We start from the raw sequence: 25,091 nt of genomic DNA on the forward strand, positions 1-25,091 counted from the left end.
GCCGAACAGGGCGGGCCCCGGTACGAGTGCGAGGAGCACCCCGATGACCGCCAGCGCCGTTCTCACCGTCCCCGCCGCCGACCCGGCCGTCGCCGCCGCGCACTTCCTCGGCCGGCTCTCCTTCGAGGCCGACGTCTCGGACGTGCACGCCGACCTGACCGCCGGCGTGCCCGGCGTGGTGGTGGTCGACTCCCGCAGCGAGGAGGCCTGGGCACAGGGCCGGATCCCCGGCGCGGTGCACATCCCCACCGCCCGGATCGCCGAACTCGCGCCGCTGCTGATCGACCCCTCGGCCACGGTCGTCACCTACTGCTGGGGTCCGGGCTGCAACGGCGCCACCCGGGCGGCCCTCGCCTTCGCCCGACTCGGCCACCCGGTCAAGGAGATGCTCGGCGGCTTCGAGTACTGGGCCCGCGAGGGCTTCGCCTACGACACCGACCACGGCAGCGAGCAGCGGCCGGTGGACGACCTGACCGCCCCGCGCTCCGGGATCTCCTGCGCCTGCTGAGGCCGGTACGCCCGGCGCCGGGCGGGTCGGCCGGCAGGCGGGTCGCAGTGGCGTTCCACGGGTCAATGTGGCGGCTGTGTTTCGCTCCTGTGACGTGCGGTTTTCGGAATGCCCCGAGGCCGCCGAATCCCCGGTCCGGCCGTTGAGAGATCGTCCCGGCGTTCCTAGAATCGGGCGGCGGAGAACGTCGGCCGCGGGCCCCGGCCGGCAGCCCCGTCACCGGGGTGCACTCCGCTGACGCGACGTCAGGTCACCGGTTCGGTCGAGGTCCGGGTGCCGGACCCCCGCCCCGACTTCCCTGCCGAGGAGACCGCATGGCCGCCGACCTGTCCCCGACCGACGCCGAGCAGATCCGCCAGCTGCTCGCCCGCTTCCCGCACGCCTTCGACAACGCCGACACCAGGGCGCTGGGTGAGGTCTTCACCGCCGACGGAGTGCTCGAACTCGCCCGCACCGGAGCGGTGTTCAGCGGACTGGAGAAGATCCGGGTGTTCAGCCGCGACCTCGGCAGCCGGTCCCCCGACCAGCACACCCTGGACAGCGTGCTCACCGTCGAGCCGGACGGCACCGTCCGGGGCCACAGCCGCTACCTGGCGATCCAGTTCGACGGGACGGTCCACAACGGGGACTGGTTCGACGTCTACGTCCGCACCGGGGACGGCTGGCGGATCGCCCACCGCCGCTCCGTCCCCCGCTACCCGCTGCGCGCCGGTGAGGCGTAGCGGGTAGCGGGGGACGGCCGAGCGGCGTCAGTGCGGGAGCTCGACCGAGAGGTGCGGGCCCAGCGCCCGCAGGAAGTCCGCCGCGTCGAACATCGCGCCGGCCGAGGCGACCCCGGTGGTGCGGCTCCGGCCGGTCAGCAGGCGCTCGACGGCCTCCACCGCCAGCGGGGCGGTGATCGCGTAGATGTCCCGGCCGCGTGCGGTGGCCCGGCGCCCGACCCCGCCGGACTCGATCAGGACGTCGACGACGAAGCTCTGGTCCGACCGGCCCAGGTCGTCGACCGCCTCCGGGGCCGGGGTGTCCGGGCCGGCGAGGTCGCCCGCGGCCTCGACGGTCATGTAGGTGCGGACCTCCGGCACGGCCAGGTGGCTGGGTACCGTGACGACGTCGGCCATGGTGAACTCCCCGAGCACCGCGCGGGTACCCAGCGGCGCGGGGAACGTCCACTGCTGCTCGGACGGCGCGTCGTCGTGGTACCGCAGCGCGCCGTCCGCGAACCTCACCCGGCGGCCCGCGCGGCGCTCGTGGGACACCCGGCCGGCCTCCCGGGTGCCCGGCGTGGGGTGCCAGCTGTCCAGCCCGTACGCGACGTGCACGAGGTCCGCCGAGGTCCACTCGCCCATCGCGGCGGTGACCAGCAGGTCGCCCAGGCCGCCGTAGAAGGCCATTGCCGGGACGACCGGGGTGCCGGCCTCCCGGGCGGCGTCCGCGTGGTCGGCGAAGGTCGCGGCGTTCGCCTCGATCTCCGCCGCGACGTCGACGTAGGGGATCCCCGCGCGGATCGCGGCCTCGACGACCGGGCCGCCGGTCACCGCGAACGGTCCGGCGCAGTTGACGACCGCCGCCGCCCCGGCGAGGGCGCGGTCCAGCGAGGCCGGGTCGTCCACGGTGGCCGGCCGGACCTCGGTACCGGGCCACTCGGCCGCCAGCGCCTCCAACTGGGCCGCGTTGCGGCCGGAGAGGACGGGGGCGAAGCCACGCCGTCGCAACTCGGCCACCATGAAGCGACCGGTGTGCCCCGTCGCGCCGTAGACCACCACTGCAGCCGTCGTACCCATCGCTGTTCCCCGTTCTCGTCGTCCTGTCGACCCTCAGTCTGGTCGCCGACGGGGCCCGGGTGTGATGGTCCGGAACGACAACACCCGTACACTTTCGGACATGCCCACTGTCGCGCTGCCGACCGCCGGAAACCTGCTGCACTTCGAACTGGGGGTGGCCTACGAGATCTTCGGCAATCCTCCGCGCGAGGCCGTGGACGGCTGGTACGACGTGGTGCTCTGCGGGCCCGGGCCGGTACGGGTCGGCCCGTTCGTCGTCGAGCCGGACCACGGGCTGGACCGCCTGGTGGACGCCGACACGGTGATCGTGCCGGCCTGGGCCGACGTCGACGAGCCGCCGCCCCCGGAGCTGGTCGAGGCGGTGCGTGCCGCGCACCGGGCCGGCGCCCGGGTGGCCTCGCTCTGCACCGGCGCGTTCGTGCTCGGCGCGGCGGGCCTGTTGGACGGCCGGCGGGCCACCACCCACTGGGCCCACACCGCTGAGCTGAGCGCCCGCCACCCGCTGGCCGTGGTCGACCCGGACGTGCTCTACACGGACAACGGCAGCGTGCTCACCTCCGCGGGCAAGGCGGCGGCCGTGGATCTCTGCCTGCACCTGATCCACCTCGACCACGGCGCCGGGATCGCCAACTCGGTCGCCCGTCGCCTGGTCATGCCGCCGCACCGCACGGGCGGTCAGGCCCAGTTCGTGGCCACGCCGGTGCAGGCGACGGGCGACCACCCGCTGACCCAGGTGCTCGCCTGGGCGCAGCAGCGGCTGGACCGGCCGCTGACCGTGACCGACCTGGCGCGGCGGGCGAACACCAGCCCGCGCAACCTCGGCCGGCAGTTCCGGTCGGTGCTCGGGCAGACACCGCTCCAGTGGCTGCTGAACCAGCGGGTCCGCCGGGCCCAGGAGTTGCTGGAGGCCACCGACGAGAGCGTCGAGGCGGTGGCCGTCGCCACCGGGATGGGGACGGCCACCACGCTGCGGCGCCAGTTCAAGCGGATCGTCGGCGTCCCGCCCAACAGCTACCGGGAGGCGTTCCGCAGCGCGAGGGCCGGCTGACCGGTCGGCGCCCGCCACCGGCCCGGCGGACGGCCGGGCTCACCGCCCCGGGGCCCGCGGACCCGCCGCGGCGGCGGCCGGTCCGCCCGGAGCCGGGGACTGGTCCGCCGCGCGGGTGACGGTGCAGCGCAGGCCGCGGAAGGTGGAGGAGCCCATCTCGGCGTTCTCGTCCTCGTTGGTGGTCAGCAGGTTGACGTTGGCCTCCCGCCAGCCGCCGTCGGCGCCGCGCTCCGGGTACCACCAGGCGGCGGGGGCCATCACCACCTCGGGGGCGATCCGGTCGGTGAGCAGGACGCGCAGCCGGATGCGGCCGGTGCGGGTGGCGAGTTCCGCCCACTCGCCGTCGGCGAGGCCCTCGCGGGCGGCGGCCTCGGGGTGCATCTCCAGCCGGGGCTCGGGCTCCTTGGAGCGCAGCGAGGGCAGGTCGCGGAACTCGGAGTTGAAGTAGAACGCCGAGTGCGCCGAGGTGAGCAGGTAGGGGCCGTCCTCCGGCCCGCCGACCGGCGGACCGGGGGTGGGCAGCGGCGGGTAGCCGAAGGCGCGCAGGGCGTCGCAGCGCAGCCCGACCTTGCCGCTGCGGGTGCCGAAACCGCGGCTGCGGTACTTGTGGTACTCCAGGGGGGTCGCCCGGTAGTGGAGTTCGGCCAGCTGCCGCCAGTCCATGCCGATCGGCTCCAGCCGGGTGTCCAGGGAGTCCGCGGCGTCCGGCCAGAAGTCGGCGGACAGGCCCAGCCGGTGGGCCAGTTCGGTGAGGATCCACTCGTCGGAGCGGGTGTCGCCGACCTTGGCGAAGGCCCGGCGGGCCGCGACGTAGTGGGCGTGCTCGACGATCTGGTCCCGCTCCAGCCAGCCGCCGACCGGGAGGACGACGTCGGCCATGGCGGCGGTCGGGGTGAGCCGCAGGTCGGCGACGGCGAGGAAGTCCAGCCGCTCCAGGGCCCGCCGGACGCGGTCCGAGTCGGCGTAGTTGAGCAGCAGGTTGCTGCCGTGCACCAGCATGGTGGTCACCGGGTGCGGGGCGTCGGGTTCGAGCACGGCGTCCCAGACGGAGCCGGGGTGGGCCCAGCCCGACATCGCCAGGATGCGGTGCCGGTCGCCGCCGAGGCGCTTGGCGGCCTGCTCGGGCGCCAGCAGCTCGGCGCGCGGGAAGGACCGGCGGCCGTCGATGCCGGGCGGGTCCCACAGGACGTCGCCGCCGGGCCGGTCCAGGTTGCCGCAGATCGCCGAGAGCAGCAGGACCGCCCGGCAGGTGTGGAAGGAGTCGCGGTGCTGCTGGGGCCCGGTGCCGAGTTCGATCGCGGCGCTCGGCGCGGCCGCGTAGGCGAGGGCGGCCGATCTGATCAGGTCGGCCGGCACGCCGGTCCGCTCGGCGACCGACTCCGGCGTCCAGTCGGCGACGTGGGCGGCGAGGTCCTCGAAGCCGACGGTGTACTTCTCGACGAAGGCGTGGTCGTAGGCGTCCGCCTCGATCACGGTGTGGATCATCGCCAGCGCCAGCGCCGCGTCCCCGCCCGGGCGGACCTGGAGGAACTGCTCGGCGCGGGCGGCCAGCGAGGTCCGCCGGGGGTCGATCACGATCATCCGGGAGCCGTCCCGGACGGAGGCGAGCAGCCGGGTGCCGATCACCCCGTCGCCGTGGGTGAGCGCCTTGTTGGAGCCCCAGACCAGGACCAGGTCGGGCCGGCCCTCGTAGTCGCAGAAGGTGAAGCCGCCCGCGGTGAGGATGCCGGCCATCACCCTCGGGTAGAAGCAGACGTGCGCCGGGCCGAGCACATTGGGCGTGCCGAAGCTGTTGGCGAACCGGAAGAGCCACTCCTGGTAGTTGCGGTCGGTGCCCTGGGCCAGCACCACCGCCTCCGGGCCGTGCTCGATCCGGGCCCGGTCGAGCGCGACGGCCGTCCGCTCCAGCGCCTCGTCCCAGCCGATCGGGCGGAACTCGCCGCTGCCGCGCGGCCCGGTGCGCAGCAGCGGCGTGGTCAGCCGGTCGGGGTGGTTGAGGTGCTCCAGCGAGGCGCGGCCCTTGGCGCAGAGGAACCCGTGGTTGTTGGGGTTCTCCGGGTCTCCCTCGATGGCGGTCAGCCGCCCCTGGTCGACGGTCACGACGGCGCCGCAGCCGCCGTGGCACATCCGGCAGATCGTCCGGTGCCGGCCGTCCTCGGCGAGCACCTGGACGACCGGGAGCGGCCGGCGGTGCCGGTCGGCGGGACTGTGCGTGGTCATGCGGGCCTCCGGGCGGTGTGCGGTGGCGGCCGGGCGCGGCGCGGGCGGTCAGCCGCGCGGTCGGCGCCCGCCGAGTTCGGCGTGCTCCTGCAGGAGGCTCCGGCAGGTGTCGTCGTCGATCGGCCGGATCGCCTCCCGCAGGGTGAGCCCGGAGACCCGGGGCAGGCGGGCGCGCAGCCAGTCGGCGACCTCCTCGGGGTGGTGCTTGGCGCCCTCGCGCAGGGCCCAGCCCAGCGCCTTGCGCACGAAGAACCGGGAGTCGGTCAGCAGCGGGTCGGCGAGTTCGCCGAAGGCGGCGAAGTAGTGCGGGAACTCGCCCCGGTCGCGCAGGGCCAGCAGGTAGGACAGGATGCCGCCGCGCCGTACCCACTGGTGGTCGTCCCGGCTCCAGCGCAGGAAGTCCTCGGCGGTCTCCGGCAGCCGCAGCAGCAGGGCGCCGGCGCCCTTGGGGGCGATCAGGTCGACGTGCGCCCAGGTCTCGCACTCGCGCAGCAGCTGTTCCAGGTAGCCGGTGTCCTCGCGGACCAGCAGGTCGGAGCGGCTCTCCAGGAGCAGCGCGGCGCAGGAGCGCGATTCGTGGACGGGCGGGGCCCAGAGCTCCTCGGTGAGCTCCAGGAGGGTGTCCCGGTCGATCCCGGGGTGGCGGCGGACGAAGTTGCGCACCACGGTGCGCATGGCGGGCAGCGGTACGCCGATGTGCTCCAGCCTGCTCTTCAGGTAGGCCTTCTCGCCGTCGGCCCGGCCGGGCACGGCGCTGTCCTCCAGCTCGGACCTGAGCCGGTCGGCCAGGACGGGGGCGGGCGGGGTGTCGAAGGTCTGGGGGGTCTTGCGGGTCACCGAGGAAGCTCCGGTCGGACGGGGCCGGACGGGCCGGGGGCGGCGCCCCGGCCCGTCCGAACGCTGATGGTTCTCTAAGGTGTTGACGTTACGTCAGTCGGCGTCGTGGTACGGGTAGCGGAGCTCGCCGGCCCACAGGTACTCGGAGGCGGGGCGGCCGCTGCGGCCCTCGGTGTAGCGGAACACGTCCTGCCAGATCGCGCTGACCTTGTCGTTGCGGTACGCGATGCTGGGGCCCTGCTGGTCGTACCAGCGGACGATCTCCAGGAAGAACGGGCCGGTGGCGTCCTCGCCGAAGTAGACGACGGCGCGGTCGCCGGTGGTCAGCTTCTCGTCGCGCAGGGTCGGCCAGTCACGGGCCATCAGCTCGTGGAACTCGGCGACCTTGTCCGGGCGGACGAGGTAGTGGGCGAGCCCGGTGTAGGCGTCCTCCTCGGGGAGGTCGGGCTCGTCCTGGAAGTAGCCCATCCGGTGCACGATCGGGTAGTCCACCGGCGGCCGGCCCTCGCGGGCCTCGGTGATCGCCGCCATCTCCTGCCAGATCGCGTTGACGTCCGGGGTGTTGAAGGCGCGGCTGACCGCGTTCTCGTCGACCCAGGTGACGATCTCGAAGAAGACCGGACCGTGCTCGCTCTCGCTGTGGTAGACGGTGGCGGGCTCGTCGGTGACCAGGCCGTGCGCCTTCAGGGTGGGCCAGTGCCGGGCGATGATGTCACGGGCCTGCTCGGCGCAGCCGGGCTTGACCATGTACGTCGCCATCATGTGCGTGGACAGCACCACGGGGGACTGGGACATCGGATGACTCCTCGGTTCTGTTCGTTCCGCCGGTGCGGACCGGTCGGATGCGGTTCGGATCGGTAGGTGGTGGGTGGATGGTGGACGGGGGACGTCGGTCGGTGGCGCGGAGCCACCGGTCCGGTGGCCTCAGGCCTTCTCGGCCGCCGCCGGGGCGCTGCCCGTGGCCCTGGCGGCGGGCGGTCGTGGAGCTCCGAAGGCCGGTGCCGGGACGTCCCGGATGAGGAGCAGGGCGGCCACCCAGCCGATGGCCAGCAGGCCCACTGGCAGGAGCAGCCCGCTGTGCATGGCGCTGGTGAAGGCCTCGGCGAAGGCGTCCTGGACCTTGGCCGCCTGCGCCGGGTCGGCCCCGGCCAGGGCGGGCGGCGGACCGCCGCTGCCGATCTTCAGGGCGCCGTCGGTGAGCGGGGCGAACGCCCGCTTGAAGCCCTCCCGGGCCTCCGGCGGCAGTGCGAGCGCCTGCTCGTTCACCCAGCCGCGCAGGCCGCTGGAGAGCCGCAGCGACAGGATCGCGCCGATCGCCGCGCTGGCCAGCAGGCCGCCGATCTCCTGGGCGGTGTTGACCAGTCCGGAGGCCACCCCGGCCTGCGGCGGCGGGACCTGGCGCATGCCGACGCTGAACAGCGGCGAGAACACCAGGCCCATGCCGAGGCCGGCCAGCACGAACGGGCCGATCAGCTGGAGCGTGCCGGTGTCCGTCCCGGTGACCAGGATGAACGAGCCCAGCCCGGCGGTGAAGCAGGCCAGCCCGGTCAGGATGACGGCCTTGCCCGAGCCGCGGTCGGAGAGCTTGCCGCCGACCCCGGCGACCAGCGCCGAGGTGAGCGGCATCGCGGCGATGGTGAAGCCGGCCCGCAGCGGGGACATCCCGAGCACGGTCTGGAGGTAGAGCGAGATCGGCAGGAAGGCGCCGAGCATCGAGAAGCCCATGATCGCCGCGATGATGTTGGCGGACGCGAAGTTGCGCAGTCGCAGTAGGTCGAAGGGGAGCAGCGGGCCGGACCGCTGGTGCCTGCGCTGGTCCAGGACGAAGTACGTCAGGACCATGAGCCCCGCCGCGATCGCCGCCCAGGCGGTGGCGTTCCACTCCAGGCGTTCGCCCTCGATCAGGCCGAAGGCCAGCGCGGTGAGGCCGAGGACGAGCAGGGCGGTGGGCAGCACGGCGAGCGGCTGGCGTTTGCCCGGCCGGTAGTCGTGGACGTGCCGCAGCACCAGGTAGGCGGTGGCGATGCCGATCGGCAGGTTGAGGTAGAAGATCCACCGCCAGTCCAGGTAGCTGACGATGACCCCGCCCAGGGTCGGCCCGGTGAGCACCGCGAGCCCGGAGAGCGCGCCGGTGAACCCGAACGCCGCGCCCCACTTGGAGGGCGGGAAGACCATGGTGACGATCGGCAGGATCTGCGGGGCGAGCATGGCCCCGCCGATGCCCTGGACGGCCCGGGCCGCGATCAACACGCCCGCGTTGGGGGCGACCCCGCACACGCAGGAGGCGACCACGAACACCGCCAGGCCGTACAGGTAGACCCGGCGGGGGCCGAACAGGTCGCCGAGCCGGCCGGCGACGATGAGCAGGGTGGCGTAGCCGAGGATGTAGGCGCTGAACACCCACAGGCCCTCGTCCAGCGAGGCGTGTACTCCGGTCATCACATGGGGCAGCGCGATATTGACGATCGTCATATCGAGCAGCGTCATGAAGAAGCCCATACTGAGCACGCCGAGGATGAGCCAGGGACTTTTGTCCCGGCTTTGCGGGGTGGGCATAGGTGGCTCATTTCTTGGAGCGCCGGAAGCCGTCGGACGAAGCGGGCATCGGGCTCCGGAAACGGGGAAGCACGGAATGTCCGCCGGTCTCGGTCAGGCCGGCGCGAAACGGATCGCGAGGGGTGGTCGCGGCGGTCCGCCGCGAGGGTGGCGGGCGCGCCGCACGGGCGCGCCGGCGGGCGGCGGGGGCCGCCCCGGAGTCAGTCGGCGCGGCGCAGGACCACCGCGTTGGCGTCCAGCTGGAGGACGTCGGTGTGGAGCTGGAAGGGCATCAACGGGCCGGTGCTGAACCGGTCCGAGGGAAAGTGCCGGGCGAGCGAGGCGGCGTCCACCGGCTTGAAGGGGAACATCTCCTGCCGGCTCCCGCGCAGGTAGAGCAGGCCGCCGGGGGCCAGCAGCCGGGCCACCTCGGCCGCGTAGCGGTCGCGGTCGTCCGGGCCGAGGTGGTGGAAGCAGCCGCGGTCGACCAGCAGGTCGAACTCCTCGTCCGGCAGGTCGAGTCCGCGGACGTCGCCGACCGACAGCTCGATCTCCAGGCCCAGTTCGGCGGCGCGCGCGACGGCCATGCCGACGGCCTCACCGCTGATGTCGACCCCGGTCGCGCGGTACCCGGCCCGGGCCAGCGCGACGGTGTCCCAGCCGGTGCCGCAGCCGAGGTCCAGGGCCCGGGCGCCGGGCGCGGGCGGGGTGGCGGCGAGGAAGCCGACCAGGTCGGGGGAGGGGGCGCTGAGCTCCCAGTACTGGTGGTGGTCACCGGCCTTGTAGGCCCGGTCCCAGTTCATCGTGGTCGTCGTGGTCATGGTCGTTGACCCCTTCCGGAGGCGCGCCGGACCGCACCGTACGGCCGGCGGGGCACGCCGGTGGCGGGCGTGCGCGGGGGGAGGTGGCTGCCGCCCACGGCGCCGGCCGAGGAGGCCGCGGTGGCGTACCAGCCGATCACCTCGGGGTGCCCGGGCGTGAGCACGGGCGAGCCCCGGTAGACCTCGTAGCGCGGCCAGTTGGCCCGCAGCGGGAGGTCGGCGGCCGGTGTGACGTGCCGGTGGCGGACGGGCGGTTCGGCCTGGGCCGAACCGCCCCGCCAGAGCATCAGCCGTTCGCTCAGGACGGGCAGCACGCGGATGCCCAGGCTGTCCCGGCGGGGATCGAGCAGGGACAGCCCGGCGACCCGGTCCCGGGGCACCGACAGGCAGGCGTCGAAACGCCGCCGGTCGGGCGCCGTGGACTCCGGATCGTCGTACAGGACTTCGATACCGACGGTGCGGTCGTCGGAAATCCCGCGATTGAACAGAAAGGCGGTGAGGCGAAGCCAGGTCGCCTCCCGCGGAGTTCCGTTGGAGGGATGGCGGAGACTGATCACGAGAAGTGGTCTGGGGTGCACCGGGAACCATTCTCCGGCCCCCTGGAAATGCGCACCCAATGTGTGCGTCTTATTCACAGGGGTGACGCTACCAACGGGTCAGCTCCCGCGTTTGACTGTCCTGGACACGTTCGGAACTTCTTCCGGGACGGCCGGTCCCGGCCGGACCGACCCGACGACGGCCGGACCGCCCGCCCCGGGCCGCAGCAGCGCCGCCGCCCGGGCCACGCTGCGGGCCAGCTCGTCCACCCGCGCACCGAGCTCGGGATCGGCCGGCTCGCCGCCCGGCAGCGCGCCGCGGGCCTGCGGGACGGCGACCTGCTCGGGCACCATCCAGGCCCGGTACCAGCGGGCCACCAGGCGCAGGTGGTTGAGCGCGTTGGAGTTGTTGCGCCCGCCGAGCGCGCAGATCGCCCCGAAGACCTTCCCCTCGACGTGCTCGAAGTCCAGCAGGTCCAGGGCGTTCTTCAGGGCCCCGCCGATGGTCCCGTGGTACTCCGGCCCGGCCAGGATGACGCCGTCGGCGGCGCGGAACTCCTCGCGCAGCAGCTTGACGTCCGGGCGGCTCGGCCACGGGTCCTGCTTGTCGCCGTTGCAGAACGGCAGGTCCAGCTCGCGCAGGTCCAGCAGGGAGGTCCGGCAGCCGTCGGCGTCCAGGACGGCGAGGGCGCGGCGCAGCAGCAGCTGGCTGGTCGAGCCGGGGCGCAGCGAGCCGCCGAGGCCGAGGATCCTCGGCCCCGGCGGACGGGGGCTCACTCGTCCTCGCAGATGGCGTCGGCCGGGCAGCAGTCCATCGCCTCGTACACCAGCTCCTCCTCGTCCTCGTCGGCCGGCTGGCGGGCGACGAAGGTGTAGCCGGCCTTGTCGTTGCGGACGAAGGAGTCCGGGGCGATGCAGCGGCAGGTGTCGCAGTCGGTGCACTCCGCGTTGACGTAGAACCGCCCGGGCACGTTCTCCGGCAGCCGGGCCGGTACCGGGAACCCGCTCATGCGCCCGCCTCGCTTCGCTCGGTGGCCGCTTCGCGGAAGGCGCGGCACTGGATGATGACCTCGCTCCGCTCGCTCATGCGCCCGCCTCGCTTCGCTCGGTGGCCGCTTCGCGGAACGCGCGGCACTGGATGATGACCTCGCTCCGCTCGCTCATGCCTGGCTCCGTCCGGCGTGCACCAGCTCCAGCACCCGGTCGGTGTCGGTGCGCAGCAGGTGTCCGTAGGTGTGGCCGAGTTCGTCCTCGGGGGCGTAGGCCAGCACCTCGACGCTGTCGAAGCCGGCCAGGTAGTCCAGCACCCGGCGGACGTGGTCCGGGGTGTCGACGCTGAGTCCGAGGTGGGACATCAGCGCCCGCTTGCGCTCCGGCGGCTCGTCGGCCCAGGCCCCGTAGGCGCGGCAGGTGAAGAACTCGACCTCGGTGCCGCGTTCGGTGGTCAGGTTGATCCAGTGCCCGGGAGTGCCGTGCACCCGCGGCGCGATGTGCGAGGGGCCGGCGGACACCCGGCCGAGTCCCGGGTGGGACCGGACGGTCTCCAGCCAGGCCTCGTACTCCTCCTCGGTGCGGTAGTCGCCCAGGTAGACGGCGACGTGGTGCAGGCCGGTCAGCCGCAGGGTGCGCGGGTCCAGCGGCTGGCCGAAGAAGGCGAGCAGTGCGTCGGCGGTGTTGGTGGCGGCCGCCCGGTCGGCCCAGTCGAGGACCTCCTTCAGGGCGGGCTCGCGGTCGGCGCCGGTGGGCAGGTGGTCGGCGGCGGGGTACAGCAGGCTGGGTGCCATGGCGAATCAGCTCCGTCGGGCGGTGAGGTAGTCCGTGATGAGGGTCTCCAGGTCCTGGTGGCCGGCGTACGGCTTCAGCAGGTCCTGGTACAGCTCGGGCCGACGGCCGTGCAGGCAGAAGTAGAGGCTCTTGCGGAACGACAGGTCGACCTCCCGCAGTTCGCGCACCCGGTCCAGGTCGAGCTCGGCGATCAGCACGCCCTCCTCCTCGTCCAGCGAGCCGACCAGGTGCTCGGGCGAGGCGACGGTGCTGTGGCCGGCCACCGAGATGGTGACGGTCCGTCCGGCGCGCTCGCCGGTCACCTCGCCGACGGCGCTGGCCAGCAGGGTGTAGCAGACGTTGAAGGAGGAGTTGGCCTGGATGCACGGCCGGGTGATCTGGATGTTGCCGCGCAGCGCCGCCCCCGGCACCGCGATGATCTCGGCGCCGCGCATCGCCAGCGTCCGCGGCACCTCGGGGATCCAGAAGTCGGAGCAGACGCAGATCCCCAGGCGGCCGAACGGCGTGTCCACGATGACCAGTTCGTCGCTGGGCGAGACGGTGACCATCTCGGCGGCGAACCGGTGGGTCTTGCGGGCCTTGGCGGCGATCCGGCCCTGGTCGTCCAGCAGGACGGAGGTGTTGTAGTACCGGTCGCCCTCCCGCTCCACGACGGTGCCGCAGAGCAGGTAGCAGCCCTTGGCGCGGGCCACCTCGGCGAGCTGGTCGAAGAGCGGGCCCGGCACCGGCTGGTCGATCACGCCCTTGAGGTGGGCGCGGCCGGGGAAGTAGAAGGGCGGGCCGAGGAAGAACTCCGGGAGGATGATCAGTTCGACGTCCTGGACGGTGTCCAGCAGGGCGAGGGTCCGGGCCAGGTTGACTTCCGGGTCCGGGTCCCAGAAGGACTGGATCAGCGCGACCCGGGGCCGGCTGGTGGCGAGCGAGCGTTCGACGGTCATCTGGTCAGGCTCCATCCGAGGCGAACGAGGTGTCCGGGGCCGCCGAGGTGTGCGGGGCCGCCGGGGCGTCGGGGGCTTCCGGGGTCGCGGCGTCCGGGGTGTCCGAAGCGGCATGCGGTGCGGTGTGCGGGGGGAGGGCGGCGGCGGCCCAGTCGGGCAGCGGCCCGTCCGGGTGGGTGGCGGCGGTCAGCGCCAGGCCGAGCGGCGAGCGGCGGAAGTCGGCGGCGAACGGCGCCGCCTCGCGCATCCGGCGCAGCTCGTGCAGGTCCAGGTCGGCGGTCAGCAGTACCTCCTCGCGGTCGGCCTCGGCGAGCACCGGCTGCTGCTTGCGGAAGTCCCGCGAGTAGGCGCCGATCGCCAGCGGGCTGCGCAGGATCGCGCTGCGGCCCATGTAGGTGAGCCCGGCGAGGGTGTTCTCGCCGGTCGCGCTGGCGAACAGCACGTAGGCGCAGTTCTCGGCGGCCCGGGCGAGCAGCATCTGCCGCACCGGCTCGGCGAACGGCCGCAGCAGGACGGAGGGGGCCACGATGATCTCCGCCGAGTCGGCGAACAGGCCGCGCAGCACCTCCGGGAACTGCACGTCGTAGCCGAGCGCGAAGCCGATCCGGCCGAGCGGGGTCGGGAAGACGCGGGCGCCGGTGCGGCCCGTGATGAAGTGCGCCTCCAGGTCGTAGACCATGGTGCGCCGCGCGGTGCCGACGAGCTCCCCGGTGTCGTCCAGCAGGACGGCGGTGCTGTGCACGTCGTCCCCGGCGCGCTCCAGCACGCCGGCGGCGATCCAGACGCCGAGTTCGCGGGCCAGGCCGGCCAGCCACTCGGTGAGCGGCCCGGGCACCGGCTCGGCGATCTCGTGGCTCTTCGGCAGGTTGAGCGCGGTGGCGAACACCTCGGGCAGGACGACGAGCCGGCAGTCGTCGTCGGCCGCGGCGCGCACCAGCTTCTCGGCCCGCGCCAGGTTCTCCGCACGGCGGTTGGTGGCGACGGACAGCTGGACGACGCCGACCCGGTACCGGCGAAGATCGGCGGTGGGCATGGTCGTGCTCCTTCCGGGGACGGGCGGTGGCGCGGGCGGGGTGGTCCGGGGGTGGTCCAGGGGTGGTCCGGGTGGGGTGCCCGCCGCTGCGGCGGGCACCCCACCCGGACCTGGGGACGGGGACCGTCAGTCGAAGATCCGCTCGTAGATGCCGGGCTCGCCGACCGTGTACCCGGTGTCCCTGGCCCGGGAGGAGACCACCAGGTTGATGCCTTCCTTGGTGACGCTCCAGTCGTTCAGGCCGACCTGGTCGAGCAGCTCGCGCATCTCCTCGGTGGAGTACGAGGCCCGCAGCGAGGTCATGAACGCGTTGGCGTCACCGCCGGCGTACTGCAGCACGAACGAGACCATGCCCTCGTCGGCGTCCCGGGCCAGGTCGTACAGCAGGACGGCGCCGCCGGGGCGGCAGACCCGGGCCAGCTCGGGCAGGATCCGGGCGGGCTTGTCCCACCGGTTGATCGCGCAGAAGCTGAACACCACGTCGAAGCTGTCGTCCGGGTACGGCAGCCGGCTGTACCGGGCCCAGTCGCAGGCGAAGTCGCCGCCGTAGGAGACCAGGTTGGCGAAGATGGTGTTCTCCCGGGCGACCTCCAGGAAGGCGTCGTTGCTGTCCAGCCCGGTGAAGGTGGAGTCGCGGTGCTGGGCGGCCAGGCGCAGCGACAGCAGGCCGCTGGCGCAGCCGATCTCCAGGACGTCCTTGTCCGGACCGCAGTCCGGCCCGATCAGCTTCATCATGTGCTGCATCGGGATGATCATCGAGGTGCGCACGCTGCGGTCGTAGGCGCGGCACTCCTCGGCGGTCTCGAACGGGTCGCCCTGCGGGGCCCGCTCGGCGAGGTCGAAGATCCGCCCCCGGCGGGAGCGGCGCGCGGTGGTCTCAGAACTGGACAAGGGGGAGCCCCTTCCGGCCGTCGGTGCGGTCGATCTGCCACTTGAGGATCTCGGTGCTCGCCGAGGTCGGCTGCGGGAGCCGGTAGTTGGCGTCCGAGTAGAAGCTCTTGGAGATGTTGTCGATGTAGTACCAGCCCTTCGGGTAGGTGACCTGGATCGCGTCGGCGTCGACCTCCAGCAGCCCCTTGGCCACCAGGTCGTCGATCTTGTCCTTGAAGTACTCGTACGGGTCGACGCCGTGCCGCTCGCGGTAGACCGAGCGCTTGACCCGCAGCAGCTTCAGCCCCAGGACGAGGCTGCGGCAGCGCTGCTCGTGCTCGTCGGTGTAGGCGCCCATCACCACCGGCAGCCGGCCCTCGTTGCACCGGCTGATGTACGACTCGATGTCCGGCTCGTTGAGGTACATGTGGTTGTTCAGGTACCCGTAGGCGCCCGAGCCGATGGCCACCATGTCCCCGCACCGGCCCCAGATCTGGGACAGGTGGTCGGTCAGGTAGAAGGTGTCCGTCTCCAGGCCGCGGTACGGCTTGCTGCCGTCCTTCACCACCGGGTACGTCTTGACCCCGGCCGCCTCCCACTCGGGCCGCATCGGCTCGATGAAGTCGTTGTAGGTGAGCGCCAGGTAGCCCGCGTCCATCAGCGTGGTGTGCAGGTACTGGTACATCTCGTCGGCCTCGCGGGTGCTCGGGCAGGGCGGCGTGGCGCCGCTCTGCAGCGCGAAGAACACCTCCGAGCCGGGCATGACCGCGTAGTTGTAGACCGAGAAGGACGTCACCGGGAGGTCCATCAGGGTGCGGATGTCCTGCGCCCACAGCTCGGGGGTCTGGCCGGGGATGCCGATCATGTAGTCGATGCAGAGGTTCTCCAGGCCGCTGCGGTCGATCAGCTCGATGGTGCGGGTGGCGGACTCGCCGGTGTGCGCCCGGGCCCGGCCGAGGTAGCGCAGCAGCGGGTCGTGGAAGGTCTGGACGCCCAGGCTCATCCGGTTGACGCCGTGCTTGAGCAGCACGTCCAGCTTCTGCTGGTCGACGTCGACGGGGGTGGACTCGATGGTGACCGAGCAGTCCGGGCTGAAGTTGAGCCGCTGCTTCATGTAGCCCAGCAGGTCGTCGAGCTCCTCGGCGCGCAGCGTGGTGGGCGTGCCGCCGCCGAAGTAGCCGGAGGTGAAGACGGTGTCCCGGACGTGCGGCAGCTGCGAGTAGAGGTCGATCTCCCGCTTGAGCGCCTGGATGTAGCGCTGGGTGAGGGTGTTGCGGGTGGAGAACTTGTTGTACGGGCAGCTGGTGCAGACCTGGTTGCAGAACGGGATGTGCACGTAGAACGACGTGGTCTTCGGGAACTTCTCCCGGGTGGCGTAGATCTGGTCCGCCGACAGCGGCTTGACGTCGCACGGGTACCAGCGGACGAACTCGATGTCCCGCTCCGGGTAGTCGCGCCAGAAGCTGGGGGTGTCGAGGAAGTTCCGGGTGATCGCTTCTTGGGTCATGTGCCTCTCCGGTCGTCAGGTGGCGCGGTGGTGCTCGACGGTGAGTGCCATCGGGCCGTCCGGGCCGACCGCCCAGTCGGCCATCCCCGCGGCGTCGAGCAGTTGACGCAGTTCGGCGCCGGTCCAGGCGCCGCGCAGGGAGTCCAGGTAGGTGCGCAAGCGGTACTGGCCGTCGGGCGAGTCGTCGGCGGCCATCTCGCGCAGGGTGTATTCGAGGATGAACGGATCCGGGTCCCGGCGCAGGTCGTTGACCAGCAGCCGGCCGCCGGGGGCCAGGGCCCGCGCCGCCCCGCGGAGCAGGGCGGTGGGGTCGGTGCACTCCCCGAGCGCGTGCACGCTGTAGACCAGCGGGTGGCGCCCGGCGAGGGGGGCCGGCAGCGGGGCGCCGGCCGGCCAGTGGTCGACCGGCACCGCCGCGCCGAGCCGCTCGCGCAGCGGGGCGACGGCGCCCGGGTCGGTGCAGAGCACCCGCAGGTCGACCGGGCGGCGGGCCAGCAGCAGGGCGGCGAACCCGCCGTAACCGGGGCCGACCTCCAGCACCGGGCCGTCCGTGCAGGCGCTCTCCAGCAGGTCGAGGAACTCCTCCTTGTACTGGTTGCGGGCGGCCACGTACCGGTCGTACGCCAGGCGGTCGGCCTCGTCGGAGAGCCGGTGGCGGGTCGGCGTCCGGACGGCCGGCAGCAGGCCGGTGGACACCCCGCTCACACCTCCCTCAGCAGGGCGAACAGCTCCCGCTCGGTCTCGGCGACGGAGGCCAGGGCCGCCCGCAGCTCCCCGGCGAGGCGCTCGCGCACCGGGGCGAGCCCGGCGGCCGCGGCGGCCCGCAGGTCGGGCAGCCGCTCGCCGAGCAGGGCGGCCCGGGCGAGGGCGGCGGCGCCGCCGTCCAGCAGCTCGGCCTCCCGTGCCCGGTAGGCGGCGCCGAGTTCGGTGAACGCGGGCGTCCAGTCGGGCAGCAGCAGGGCGATCACCCGCTCCCAGCGCCCGGCGCTGTCGGCGCAGAGCAGGGCGGCGTCGGCCAGCCGGTGGTCCCCGGTGAGCTCGGCGGCTTCGGTCAGGAAGGTCCGGAACAGGTTGCGGAAGGCGTTCCCCCCGGTGCCGGCCAGTTCGAAGTCGACGTAGGCGCCCGCGAGCTCGTCCACCACGGCGGCGGCGGGGGTGTCGCTGAGCAGCAGGTGCCGCAGACCGGCGCCGTAGGAGTCGAGGCCGCGCAGCCCGAAGCTGGGCACGGGCGGGTGCAGCATCGCGCGGCAGGACCAGCGGATGCCCTGGCGGATGTCGTCCTCGGTGGGGTACCGGGCGGCCTTCCAGTCGGCGCGCAGCAGGGCGTGCCGGGGCGGGAAGGGCTGGTGGCCGGAGGCCCGGGCGGTGGCGAGTTCGGCCGTGGTCAGGGTCTGCGCGCGGGCCGGGCGGTCCGAGACGGTGACGGTGTCGTTGTCCCGGTCGTGGCCGACGACGACGATCGCGTGGCCGCCGAAGTGCCGGGTGGCCTGGAAGTACGGCAGGTGGAAGAGGTCCGCGTAGACCACCGCCGGGCGGCCGAGGTCGAGTTCGGCCAGCAGGTCGCCCCAGGCGCGCTCGGGGTCGTCGGTGACGGCGACCTCCAGGTCGAGGCCGACGCCGGCCGCCATCCGCCGGGTGAACTCGGGGAACGGGCCGTTGCGGCCGCCGGTGAAGCCGCGTCCGCCGGGCGGGGCGGGCATGTGCATGAAGTTGATGCCGCCGGCCACGCCGAACAGCATCGCCTCGCTGATCGGCAGGTCGTGCGCGGCCAGTTGCTTGCGCATCGACGCGGTCTCGCAGTGCGCGCCGCCGTGCGGGACGTCCGGCGGGGTGGTGGTCATGCGGGTCCTCCCGGGGTGACGGGGCGCTCGGCCCAGGCGGCCCAGCCGAGCGCGTCCGGCGGGACGAGGTCGGTGGGCGGCAGGACGGTCGGTGGCCGGACGGCGGCCCGCGGCCCGGCCGGTGCCCGGTCGGCGGCGGGCGACGCGGCGCCGCCGGCCTCGGCGGCCTCGCCGGCGATCTCCTCCAGCACCGAGCGGGTGTAGGGGTTGGCGTCCGAGGGCGGGTAGTCCAGCGCCGTCCCGACGAAGACGTTGCGGATCGCCGCCCGCACGATGTCGGTGGGCAGGCCGCGGCCGGTCAGTTCGGCGGCCAGTTCGGCGCAGGCGCGCAGGGCGGCCTTGGTGGCGGCGCGGTTGGCCGGGCCGACGCACGCCTCCGGTCCGAGCACCACCTCGCCGAGGTCGGCGGCGAGGGTCCGCAGCAGGCCGATCCGGCGCGGTGCGGAGGTGACCAGGACGGTCTTGAGGCCGAGGGCCACGGCGGTGAACTGGCAGACCGGCTTGAGGCCGACCACCTCCACGCCGAGGTCCGGCAGGTCCTCGGTGGGCACGCTGGTCGCCATGTTGACGAACAGCGCCCGGCGGCCGACCTGTTCGGTCAGCGCGGCGAGCCGGCGCAGCGCGGCCGCGGTCTCCTGCGGCGGGACGCAGAGCAGCACGGTGTCGGCGGCGGAGAGGATCTCGCGCTGGTCCATGTCGGGCAGCGACAGCTCGGCGGCGACCCGCCGGGCGACCGCGGGGTCGCTGTCGTTGAGCAGCACCGGGAAGCGCTCGGCCAGCCGGTCGGCCAGCACCGAGCCGAGCCGGCCGAGGCCGACCACGGCGATCGTGCCGGGGTCGTTGTGCCGGGGTTCGGCGGGGTTGCCCGGGCGCAGGCCGAGGGTCATGAGACCGCCTCCAGGTCCTCGATGGTGAGGCTGCCGGGCTTGAGCATCCGGTCCATCGCCCGCCGCACCTGGGCGCGGTCGATCGGGGCGACCGAGGCGGGCACCGCGAACTCCGCGGTGACCCGCTCGGCGACGGCCGCGCAGAGCGCCGCCGGGTCCTCGACCTCGGCCTCGACCCGGATCTCCAGGTGGTCCCCGGAGACGCCGGCCGCCCAGTAGAGGCCGGCGCCCTCGGTGGCGAGCACGGTCTGCTCCAGCGCCAGCTTGTTGATCCGCTGCCCGCCGACGGTCAGCTGCTCGCTGACCCGGCCGTGGTGCGAGAGCACCCGGCGCGGGCTGCCGCAGGCGCAGGGCTCGGCGGAGACGGTGACGAAGTCGCCGCTGCGGTAGCGCAGCAGTGGCATGGCCCGGCCGGCCAGGGCGGTGATGACCAGTTCGCCGGCGGTGCCGTCGGGGACGGGGTCGGTGGTCTCCGGGTCGATCACCTCGAACAGGTGCCGGTCCTCGGTGAGGTGCAGGCTGCCCCGCTCGCAGACCAGGCCGAGCGAGTTGGTCTCGGTGGAGCCGTAGGCGTTGGAGAGCCGGACGCCCCAGAGCGCGGCGATCTTCTCCAGCTTGGCGGGGGAGCAGGTCTCGCCGACGTAGAGGAAGGTCTTCAGCCCGATCTCGGCCGGGTCGCGTCCGGTGTCCTTCAGCATGTCGTAGAGGCGCAGCGCCCGGCTGGGCGTGCAGACCAGGGCGGTCGGGCGGACGGTCCACATCATCTCGACCATCCGCTCGAACGGGCAGACCAGGCTGAGCGTGCCGACCGGCACCACGGCCGCGCCGTTCTGCTCCAGCGCCCGGTCCAGGTCGTAGGAGGCGAAGGCGAGTTCGTAGGGGATGGCGATGAAGACGAGGTCGCCGGGGCCGAGCACGTGGCCGACGGACTGCTCGACCGCGACGTTGCCGCGGATCCAGTCCTCGTAGGTGATCATCGAGGAGGTGGGGCTGCCGGTGGTGCCGGTGGACTCGCCGTAGCGGATCAGCTCCTCCCGGCCGACGGCCAGCAGGCCGAACGGGTAGGCGCCGCGCAGCTCGGCCTTGGTGGTGAAGGGCAGGGTCCGCAGCTCCTCGGCACTGGTGGGCCGCAGAGAGCCGTGCCGCCCGGCCCAGCGCTCCCGGTAGAACGGCGAGTTGGCGAAGGCGTGGTCCAACTGGCGGCGCAGCAGCGCGAACTGGTGGTCGGGCACCTGGTCGGGGCTGAGCTTCTCGAACGCGGCCAGGTCGGCCAGCGCGGCCTCCCGGATCTCCGGATAGCGCAGGTGCGGGGGGCGGTCGGCGGTGGTCACCGGGCATCCTCTCCAAACATCAGCTGGGTCTTGATCCGGGTACGGGGGTCGAGCGTGAAGGCCTCCGCCGCCCGTTCGGCCGGCAGGCGGTGGGTGACCAGCAGCCCGGCCTCCTCGCGGTGGCCGGCCAGGAACTCCTGGGCGCGGTGGAAGCCGCCGGTGCCGCCGATCGAGCCGACCAGGGTCAGTGCGTTGGCCACCAGCAGATCGGTGCGGAGCGCGGCGCTGCGGCGCAGCCCGAAGCAGAGCACCCGGCCGCGGGGGACGGCGCAGGCCAGCGCGGTGGCGAGGCCGTCGGCGCCGCTGGAGCAGTCCACGGTCAGGTCGTACCGGGCGGCGGCGGTCAGGGCGGCGTACCCGCCGGCGGACCGCGCGGCGGCGTCGGGCTCGGGCGCGGCGGTGCGGACCCGGGCGCTCGGCAGCAGCGCGGTGACGGCGGCGGCCTTCACCGGGTCCGCCTCCAGCAGCTCCACCCCGCCCACCCCGTACGCCCCGGTGAGCAGCAGGTAGCTCGCCAGGCCGAGGGCGCCGGCGCCGATCACCAGGATCCGCTCGTCGGGGCGCGGGTCGATCCGCTGCAGGCCCTGGGCGGCGACGGCGAAGAACTCGGAGAGCGCCAGCAGGCCGGGGCCCAGGCCGTGCGTGTCGGGGTAGAGGTAGCGGCGGTCCACGGTCCGCAGCCGGGTCGAGAAGCCGTCGACGGTGAGGCCGAACTTCTCGATCCGGGTGCAGACGTTGCGGTCGGTGCCGCAGCGCGGGCAGTCCCCGCACCAGCGCGAGCAGTCGCCGGTGACCCACCGGCCCAGTAGCGCGCGGCCGTTGCTCCCGGTGTCGACCACCAGGCCGGACCACTCGTGGCCGAAGCGCAGCGGGTAGCTGCTCGGGCCGCCGTAGGCGCCGTCGTACAGCGCCTGGTCGCTGCCGCACAGGGTGACCCGGTCGACTTCGACCAGGACCTCGTCCGGGCCGAGCGGCGCGGTCGGCGGCTTCGCCTCGTCGACGGTGAGCCGGCCGGGGCCGGTCAGCCGCAGGTCCGCCCCGGCGCTCACCGGGCACCGTCCCCGGCCGCCGGGAGCGGCGGCAGGTGGTCGTTCAGCTCGGCCTCGATCCGCTCGCTCTCCGCGCGGGCCATGGTGATGCGCTCGCGCAGGCTGATCGAGTTGAGCCCCCACCACAGGTACCAGTTGTCGTTGGCGAGCACCCGCGCCTGGATCTCGTCGAGGACGGTGGCGTCCTCGATGACCGCGCGGGAGCAGTAGTACTTGGGCACGATGAATCGCTCCGTTCCGGTGATCATGCCTTCGGCGACGGCGGTGGTGTGCAGGGCGGTGCCCCGGCAGACCCGCAGGCCGAGCGTCCAGAAGGCGTGCACGTCGGGCGTGGCGGGCGGCACGAGCTGCTCCATCACGTCGAAGGTCTCGCGGACCGAGTCCCGGTCGTCGCCGGGGCTGCCGATGAACAGGCAGTGCTCGACCCGGATGCCGGCCTCGACGAACTTGCGGTGCGACTCGATGATCTGGCGCTGGCGGAAGTTCTTCTTCAGCCCGCGCAGGATCCGGTCACAGGCCGAGTCGGTGCCGAACTCGACGTAGTAGCAGCCGGTGCGGACCATCAGGTCGACCAGTTCGGAGGTCACGTTGCCCGGGTTGACCATGCAGGACCACGGCATCTCGATGCCCCGGCGGACGAACTCCCGCAGCACCTCCAGCGAGTAGTTGAGCGGCAGGTTGAAGACCCCGTCGACGATCTCCAGGACCTCCAGGCCCTCGTCGCGCAGCCGTTCCACCTCGTCGGCCACCCGGGAGACCTCGTCGAACTTCACGCCGGTGCCGTCCACCAGGAAGTTGCTGCAGAAGACGCACTCCAGCACGCAGCCCTTCTTGGTCTGGATGGTCGCCGGCACCTTGAGGCTGCGGTCGTGGGTCTCGTACGAGTAGCTGAAGTAGCGCTGGTCGTACAGGGCCGGGTCGGGGCGGGCCGCCTTGCGGTAGTCGATCCGGAAGACGGCGTCGCGCCGGTGGTAGCCGCCGCCCTCGCGCGGGCTGATCACCCCGGGCACGTCCAGCGGTTCCTCGCCCCGGGCCAGGTGGTCCAGCAGCGGCTGGACGGACTCCTCGGCGAAACCGGTGATCCCGTAGTCGGCCCGGACGAAGTCCATCAGGTCCTCGGGGACGGTGGAGAACCCCGGACCGCCCAGCAGCACGGTGACGCCGGGCAGTTCGTCGCGCGACCAGTCGGCCACCTCGCGGGCGAGCGGGGTGTAGACGACCGGCTCCAGCATGCTCTGCGAGTCGACGTTGCGGATCGAGATCCCCACCACGTCGGGCTTGAAGGCGCGGACCGCGGCCCGGACGACCGGCTCGTCCTCCTCCTCCCACATCAGGTCCAGCGTCTCGACCTGGTACCCGGCCGCCCGCGCCTGGGTGGCGATGGTGACCATGCCGATCGGCAGGACCGGCCGGAAGGACTTCAGCTTGTTGATCGAGACGAAGAGGATCTTCACGGCCGGCCCCCGTCGACCTCGGCCAGCGCGGCGACCAGGCCGCGCAGCTGCCGCTCGCTCTGGTGCCAGTGCACGACCAGCCGCAGCAGGCCCAGCCGGCGGGCCACCGAGGCGATCAGGCCGCGCTCCTCCAGCGCGTCGACCAGCTTCTCCGGGCTCGGGTGGCGGACCGTCACCACGGTGAGCTCGGGCCGCGGGGCGACCTCGAAACCGGCCTCGGTGAGCAGCCGCACCAGCAGCGCCCGGCGATCCCAGAGCCCGGCGACCGAGGCCCGGTAGCCGCTGCGGCCCTGGGCGCGCAGCGCCGCCCAGGTGGCCAGCAGGGCGCCGCCGGGCCGGGTGCCGAGCAGGGCGTGGTGGTCGAGGGTGCCCCGGTAGTGCGAGGAGGTGCGCAGCGCGTCCGGCGCCCCGGGGTCGCGGAAGAGCACGTGGCCCGCGGGGATCGGCGCGCCGCCGTACTTGTGCGGGTCCAGGGTGATGGAGCTGACGCCGTCGACGCCGAAGCCGATCGCCGGCAGGTCGTCGCCCAGCTCGCGGGCGAACGGCACCAGGAACCCGCCGGTGGCGGCGTCCACGTGCACCGGTACGCCGAGCGCCGAGGCGTGCGCGGCGATCGCCGGCACGTCGTCCACGGCGCCGGACTCGGAGCTGCCGGCGGTGGCCACCACCAGCGCGGTCTCCGGGGTCACCAGCGGCAGCAGCCGCCCGGTGTCGACCCGCAGCCGTTCGTCGGAGGGGACGCGGACCACCTCGACCGCCAGCAGCGCGGCGATCTTGTCGAAGGAGAAGTGCGCGCTGTCGCCCATCAGGACCCGGGCCGGCGCACCGGCCCCGAAGCGGGCCCGGTGGTGCCGGAGCGCGGCGAGCACCGCCAGCAGGTTGGCCTCGGTGCCGCCCGAGGTGGCCACCCCGGCGGCCCCGGGGCCGTCCATCAGGTCGGCCAGCATGGCCGTCACCTCGGCCTCGGCGCGGGGCAGCGAGGGGAAGATCCGGTTGTCGCCCATGTTGGACTGCTGGTGGGCGGCGAACACCTGCTCGGCCACCGGCAGCGGCGTCGAGCAGATCGAGTTGAAGACGGTGCCGTCCCGGTAGTCGTGGTCGTCCGCGCAGAGCCCGGCCAGCTCGGCCAGCACCCGCTCGACGGGGACGCCCCGGTCGGGCAGCCCGTGCGGGCGGGCGCCGGCCGGCTCACCCGGCGGCGGGGACCCGGTGGGGGACGGCGAAGAACTGGGCAGCGTTGCCATGAGCGAGAGCCCTCACGATCTGCTCGGGGACACCATGGAGTCGGAGCCGGTGCACCGTCCTGGCCAGACCCAGCGGGTCGGCCGAGCCGAAGTGCAGGCCGGTGTTGAGCATCAGCCGCTCCGGGCCGAACCGGTCCAGCAGGCCGAGCACCTCGCGGTGCGACTGCTTCTCGCGGACCTGGAACAGCGCGTCCTGGCGCGGGGCGACGGCGATCCCGTACCCGCCGAGCCCGCGCAGCGCCGGGTGTTCGGCCAGCAGGTCGATCCGCTGCTCGTCCAGGTCGAGCAGGGCGATCGTGGCTGGGTCGATGCCGGCCCGTTCCACCGCGCCCGCCAGCGGCGCCAGCATCTCCCGGAAGGCCGGCAGCGCGGGCGGCGACTCGACCAGTACCGGCAGCGCGCGCGCCGACGCCAGCTTCAGCTGCCGCTCCAGCACCTCGACCTCGTCCGGGCCGCCGCCGCGCAGCGACACCTCGCCCAGCGCCCGGACCCTCGGGTGGTCCAGGTACCGCTCCAGCACCTCGATCCCGGCCAGCGCGCCGCGCAGCCCCGCCATGTCGGCCGCGTGCACCGCGAGCGCCACGTGCAGGTCGATCCCGTACGCGGCGGCCCGGGCGGTCTCGGCTCCGGCGAGCCGCTCGAAGCGGGCGGCGAAGGCGCTGCCGGAGTCCCGGGCCTCCAGCGAGGCGGAGCACGGGGCGAGCGCGGTGAGCACCCCGCTGACGGCCATCAGCTCGTAGTCGTCCGCGTTGCGCAGGTCGGTGTGGATGTGGTGGTCGAACAGCGGCGTCAGTCCGGTCCCGTGCAGGGCCCGGGGGGCCAGCGGCGGCGGGGGCGGCGGCGGGCCGGGGCGGTCGGCGGGCACG

At 73.5% G+C, this 25,091-nt stretch carries 25 protein-coding genes; 3 read left to right on the forward strand and 22 right to left on the reverse strand.

The features are described 5' to 3' along the window. Positions 1–43 precede the first annotated feature (43 nt). Together ACIF6L_RS24170 and ACIF6L_RS24175 are read left to right on the forward strand one after the other, a co-directional pair. Positions 44–508, forward strand: coding sequence for a rhodanese-like domain-containing protein (locus ACIF6L_RS24170; protein WP_396486591.1), 465 nt, complete (start codon positions 44–46; stop codon positions 506–508). Between the two features lie 314 nt (positions 509–822). Next, entirely contained in the window at positions 823–1,230 is a 408-nt protein-coding gene (locus ACIF6L_RS24175) for a nuclear transport factor 2 family protein (protein ID WP_359803939.1), read from the forward strand. Positions 1,231–1,257: 27 nt separating this feature from the next. On the opposite strand, the gene ACIF6L_RS24180 is transcribed toward ACIF6L_RS24175, so the two are convergent. Beyond that, positions 1,258–2,289: a saccharopine dehydrogenase NADP-binding domain-containing protein gene (locus ACIF6L_RS24180; protein WP_359833741.1), complete on the reverse strand. Its 1,032-nt coding sequence runs from the start codon at positions 2,287–2,289 to the stop codon at positions 1,258–1,260. A 100-nt stretch (positions 2,290–2,389) separates the two neighbouring features. Between ACIF6L_RS24180 and ACIF6L_RS24185 the strand changes: the two genes are divergently transcribed. Next, a complete protein-coding gene (locus ACIF6L_RS24185; RefSeq protein WP_359833739.1) occupies positions 2,390–3,337 on the forward strand; it encodes a helix-turn-helix domain-containing protein in 948 nt (315 codons plus the stop codon). Between the two features lie 39 nt (positions 3,338–3,376). On the opposite strand, the gene ACIF6L_RS24190 is transcribed toward ACIF6L_RS24185, so the two are convergent. The 21 genes from ACIF6L_RS24190 to ACIF6L_RS24290 form a co-directional block, all read right to left on the reverse strand. After that, complete coding sequence (locus ACIF6L_RS24190; protein ID WP_396486590.1) at positions 3,377–5,557, reverse strand: molybdopterin-dependent oxidoreductase; 2,181 nt, start codon at positions 5,555–5,557, stop codon at positions 3,377–3,379. Positions 5,558–5,605: 48 nt separating this feature from the next. Further along, complete coding sequence (locus ACIF6L_RS24195; protein WP_329486364.1) at positions 5,606–6,394, reverse strand: DNA alkylation repair protein; 789 nt, start codon at positions 6,392–6,394, stop codon at positions 5,606–5,608. Positions 6,395–6,487: 93 nt separating this feature from the next. Further along, complete coding sequence (locus ACIF6L_RS24200; RefSeq protein WP_352297866.1) at positions 6,488–7,189, reverse strand: hypothetical protein; 702 nt, start codon at positions 7,187–7,189, stop codon at positions 6,488–6,490. A gap of 129 nt (positions 7,190–7,318) precedes the next feature. Beyond that, complete coding sequence (locus tag ACIF6L_RS24205; RefSeq protein WP_396486589.1) at positions 7,319–8,950, reverse strand: MFS transporter; 1,632 nt, start codon at positions 8,948–8,950, stop codon at positions 7,319–7,321. Positions 8,951–9,150: 200 nt separating this feature from the next. After that, positions 9,151–9,750, reverse strand: a complete 600-nt coding sequence (locus ACIF6L_RS24210) for a methyltransferase domain-containing protein (protein ID WP_329486360.1) — start codon at positions 9,748–9,750, stop codon at positions 9,151–9,153. Continuing rightward, complete coding sequence (locus ACIF6L_RS24215; RefSeq protein ID WP_329486359.1) at positions 9,747–10,307, reverse strand: hypothetical protein; 561 nt, start codon at positions 10,305–10,307, stop codon at positions 9,747–9,749. Before ACIF6L_RS24215 ends, ACIF6L_RS24210 begins: the two co-directional genes overlap by 4 nt. A gap of 99 nt (positions 10,308–10,406) precedes the next feature. After that, a complete protein-coding gene (locus tag ACIF6L_RS24220; RefSeq protein WP_329486358.1) occupies positions 10,407–11,063 on the reverse strand; it encodes an NADPH-dependent FMN reductase in 657 nt (218 codons plus the stop codon). Then, complete coding sequence (locus ACIF6L_RS24225; protein WP_329486357.1) at positions 11,060–11,296, reverse strand: ferredoxin; 237 nt, start codon at positions 11,294–11,296, stop codon at positions 11,060–11,062. Before ACIF6L_RS24225 ends, ACIF6L_RS24220 begins: the two co-directional genes overlap by 4 nt. A gap of 150 nt (positions 11,297–11,446) precedes the next feature. After that, positions 11,447–12,070, reverse strand: coding sequence for a hypothetical protein (locus ACIF6L_RS24230; protein WP_329486356.1), 624 nt, complete (start codon positions 12,068–12,070; stop codon positions 11,447–11,449). A 6-nt stretch (positions 12,071–12,076) separates the two neighbouring features. Next, positions 12,077–13,009, reverse strand: a complete 933-nt coding sequence (locus ACIF6L_RS24235) for a carbon-nitrogen hydrolase family protein (RefSeq protein WP_359803945.1) — start codon at positions 13,007–13,009, stop codon at positions 12,077–12,079. Between the two features lie 4 nt (positions 13,010–13,013). Beyond that, positions 13,014–14,042: a carbon-nitrogen hydrolase family protein gene (locus tag ACIF6L_RS24240; protein ID WP_396486588.1), complete on the reverse strand. Its 1,029-nt coding sequence runs from the start codon at positions 14,040–14,042 to the stop codon at positions 13,014–13,016. A 126-nt stretch (positions 14,043–14,168) separates the two neighbouring features. Beyond that, entirely contained in the window at positions 14,169–14,933 is a 765-nt protein-coding gene (locus ACIF6L_RS24245; protein WP_329486352.1) for a class I SAM-dependent methyltransferase, read from the reverse strand. Beyond that, a complete protein-coding gene (locus ACIF6L_RS24250) occupies positions 14,920–16,419 on the reverse strand; it encodes a coproporphyrinogen-III oxidase family protein (protein ID WP_352291421.1) in 1,500 nt (499 codons plus the stop codon). Before ACIF6L_RS24250 ends, ACIF6L_RS24245 begins: the two co-directional genes overlap by 14 nt. Positions 16,420–16,434: 15 nt before the next feature. Next, a complete protein-coding gene (locus ACIF6L_RS24255) occupies positions 16,435–17,124 on the reverse strand; it encodes a class I SAM-dependent methyltransferase (protein WP_396492572.1) in 690 nt (229 codons plus the stop codon). Next, positions 17,121–18,260 carry a BtrH N-terminal domain-containing protein gene (locus ACIF6L_RS24260; RefSeq protein ID WP_359803948.1) on the reverse strand — a complete coding sequence of 380 codons (1,140 nt, stop codon included), beginning with the start codon at positions 18,258–18,260 and terminating at the stop codon, positions 17,121–17,123. Before ACIF6L_RS24260 ends, ACIF6L_RS24255 begins: the two co-directional genes overlap by 4 nt. Further along, on the reverse strand, positions 18,257–19,147 hold the full coding sequence (locus tag ACIF6L_RS24265) for an NAD(P)-binding domain-containing protein (RefSeq protein WP_396486587.1): 891 nt from the start codon (positions 19,145–19,147) through the stop codon (positions 18,257–18,259). The genes ACIF6L_RS24260 and ACIF6L_RS24265 overlap by 4 nt, the downstream gene beginning before the upstream one ends. Then, positions 19,144–20,478 (reverse strand): AMP-binding protein, encoded by a 1,335-nt coding sequence (locus ACIF6L_RS24270; protein WP_359803950.1) that lies wholly within the window; start codon positions 20,476–20,478, stop codon positions 19,144–19,146. Before ACIF6L_RS24270 ends, ACIF6L_RS24265 begins: the two co-directional genes overlap by 4 nt. Then, positions 20,475–21,527, reverse strand: a complete 1,053-nt coding sequence (locus tag ACIF6L_RS24275) for a zinc-binding dehydrogenase (protein WP_396486586.1) — start codon at positions 21,525–21,527, stop codon at positions 20,475–20,477. The genes ACIF6L_RS24270 and ACIF6L_RS24275 overlap by 4 nt, the downstream gene beginning before the upstream one ends. Continuing rightward, complete coding sequence (locus ACIF6L_RS24280; protein WP_396486585.1) at positions 21,524–22,981, reverse strand: B12-binding domain-containing radical SAM protein; 1,458 nt, start codon at positions 22,979–22,981, stop codon at positions 21,524–21,526. Before ACIF6L_RS24280 ends, ACIF6L_RS24275 begins: the two co-directional genes overlap by 4 nt. Further along, on the reverse strand, positions 22,978–24,225 hold the full coding sequence (mfnA, locus tag ACIF6L_RS24285; RefSeq protein ID WP_396486584.1) for a tyrosine decarboxylase MfnA: 1,248 nt from the start codon (positions 24,223–24,225) through the stop codon (positions 22,978–22,980). The genes ACIF6L_RS24280 and mfnA overlap by 4 nt, the downstream gene beginning before the upstream one ends. Next, positions 24,170–25,090 (reverse strand): deoxyribonuclease, encoded by a 921-nt coding sequence (locus ACIF6L_RS24290; protein ID WP_329486343.1) that lies wholly within the window; start codon positions 25,088–25,090, stop codon positions 24,170–24,172. The genes mfnA and ACIF6L_RS24290 overlap by 56 nt, the downstream gene beginning before the upstream one ends. Position 25,091: the final 1 nt, after the last annotated feature.

Source organism: Kitasatospora sp. NPDC086009, assembly GCF_044540385.1.
Lineage (GTDB): Bacteria > Actinomycetota > Actinomycetes > Streptomycetales > Streptomycetaceae > Kitasatospora.

Excerpts from the sequence above, each read along its gene's own strand:
- ACIF6L_RS24200 (WP_352297866.1), bottom strand. The coding sequence starts at position 7,189 with ATGTCCCAGTCCCCCGTGGTGCTGTCCACGCACATGATGGCGACGTAC.
- ACIF6L_RS24190 (WP_396486590.1), bottom strand. The coding sequence starts at position 5,557 with ATGACCACGCACAGTCCCGCCGACCGGCACCGCCGGCCGCTCCCGGTC.
- ACIF6L_RS24260 (WP_359803948.1), bottom strand. The coding sequence starts at position 18,260 with ATGACCACCACCCCGCCGGACGTCCCGCACGGCGGCGCGCACTGCGAG.
- ACIF6L_RS24235 (WP_359803945.1), bottom strand. The coding sequence starts at position 13,009 with ATGACCGTCGAACGCTCGCTCGCCACCAGCCGGCCCCGGGTCGCGCTG.
- ACIF6L_RS24175 (WP_359803939.1), top strand. The coding sequence starts at position 823 with ATGGCCGCCGACCTGTCCCCGACCGACGCCGAGCAGATCCGCCAGCTG.
- ACIF6L_RS24240 (WP_396486588.1), bottom strand. The coding sequence starts at position 14,042 with ATGCCCACCGCCGATCTTCGCCGGTACCGGGTCGGCGTCGTCCAGCTG.
- ACIF6L_RS24210 (WP_329486360.1), bottom strand. The coding sequence starts at position 9,750 with ATGACCACGACGACCACGATGAACTGGGACCGGGCCTACAAGGCCGGT.
- mfnA (WP_396486584.1), bottom strand. The coding sequence starts at position 24,225 with ATGGCAACGCTGCCCAGTTCTTCGCCGTCCCCCACCGGGTCCCCGCCG.
- ACIF6L_RS24230 (WP_329486356.1), bottom strand. The coding sequence starts at position 12,070 with ATGGCACCCAGCCTGCTGTACCCCGCCGCCGACCACCTGCCCACCGGC.
- ACIF6L_RS24265 (WP_396486587.1), bottom strand. The coding sequence starts at position 19,147 with ATGACCCTCGGCCTGCGCCCGGGCAACCCCGCCGAACCCCGGCACAAC.
- ACIF6L_RS24185 (WP_359833739.1), top strand. The coding sequence starts at position 2,390 with ATGCCCACTGTCGCGCTGCCGACCGCCGGAAACCTGCTGCACTTCGAA.
- ACIF6L_RS24180 (WP_359833741.1), bottom strand. The coding sequence starts at position 2,289 with ATGGGTACGACGGCTGCAGTGGTGGTCTACGGCGCGACGGGGCACACC.
- ACIF6L_RS24170 (WP_396486591.1), top strand. The coding sequence starts at position 44 with ATGACCGCCAGCGCCGTTCTCACCGTCCCCGCCGCCGACCCGGCCGTC.
- ACIF6L_RS24225 (WP_329486357.1), bottom strand. The coding sequence starts at position 11,296 with ATGAGCGGGTTCCCGGTACCGGCCCGGCTGCCGGAGAACGTGCCCGGG.
- ACIF6L_RS24250 (WP_352291421.1), bottom strand. The coding sequence starts at position 16,419 with ATGACCCAAGAAGCGATCACCCGGAACTTCCTCGACACCCCCAGCTTC.
- ACIF6L_RS24205 (WP_396486589.1), bottom strand. The coding sequence starts at position 8,950 with ATGCCCACCCCGCAAAGCCGGGACAAAAGTCCCTGGCTCATCCTCGGC.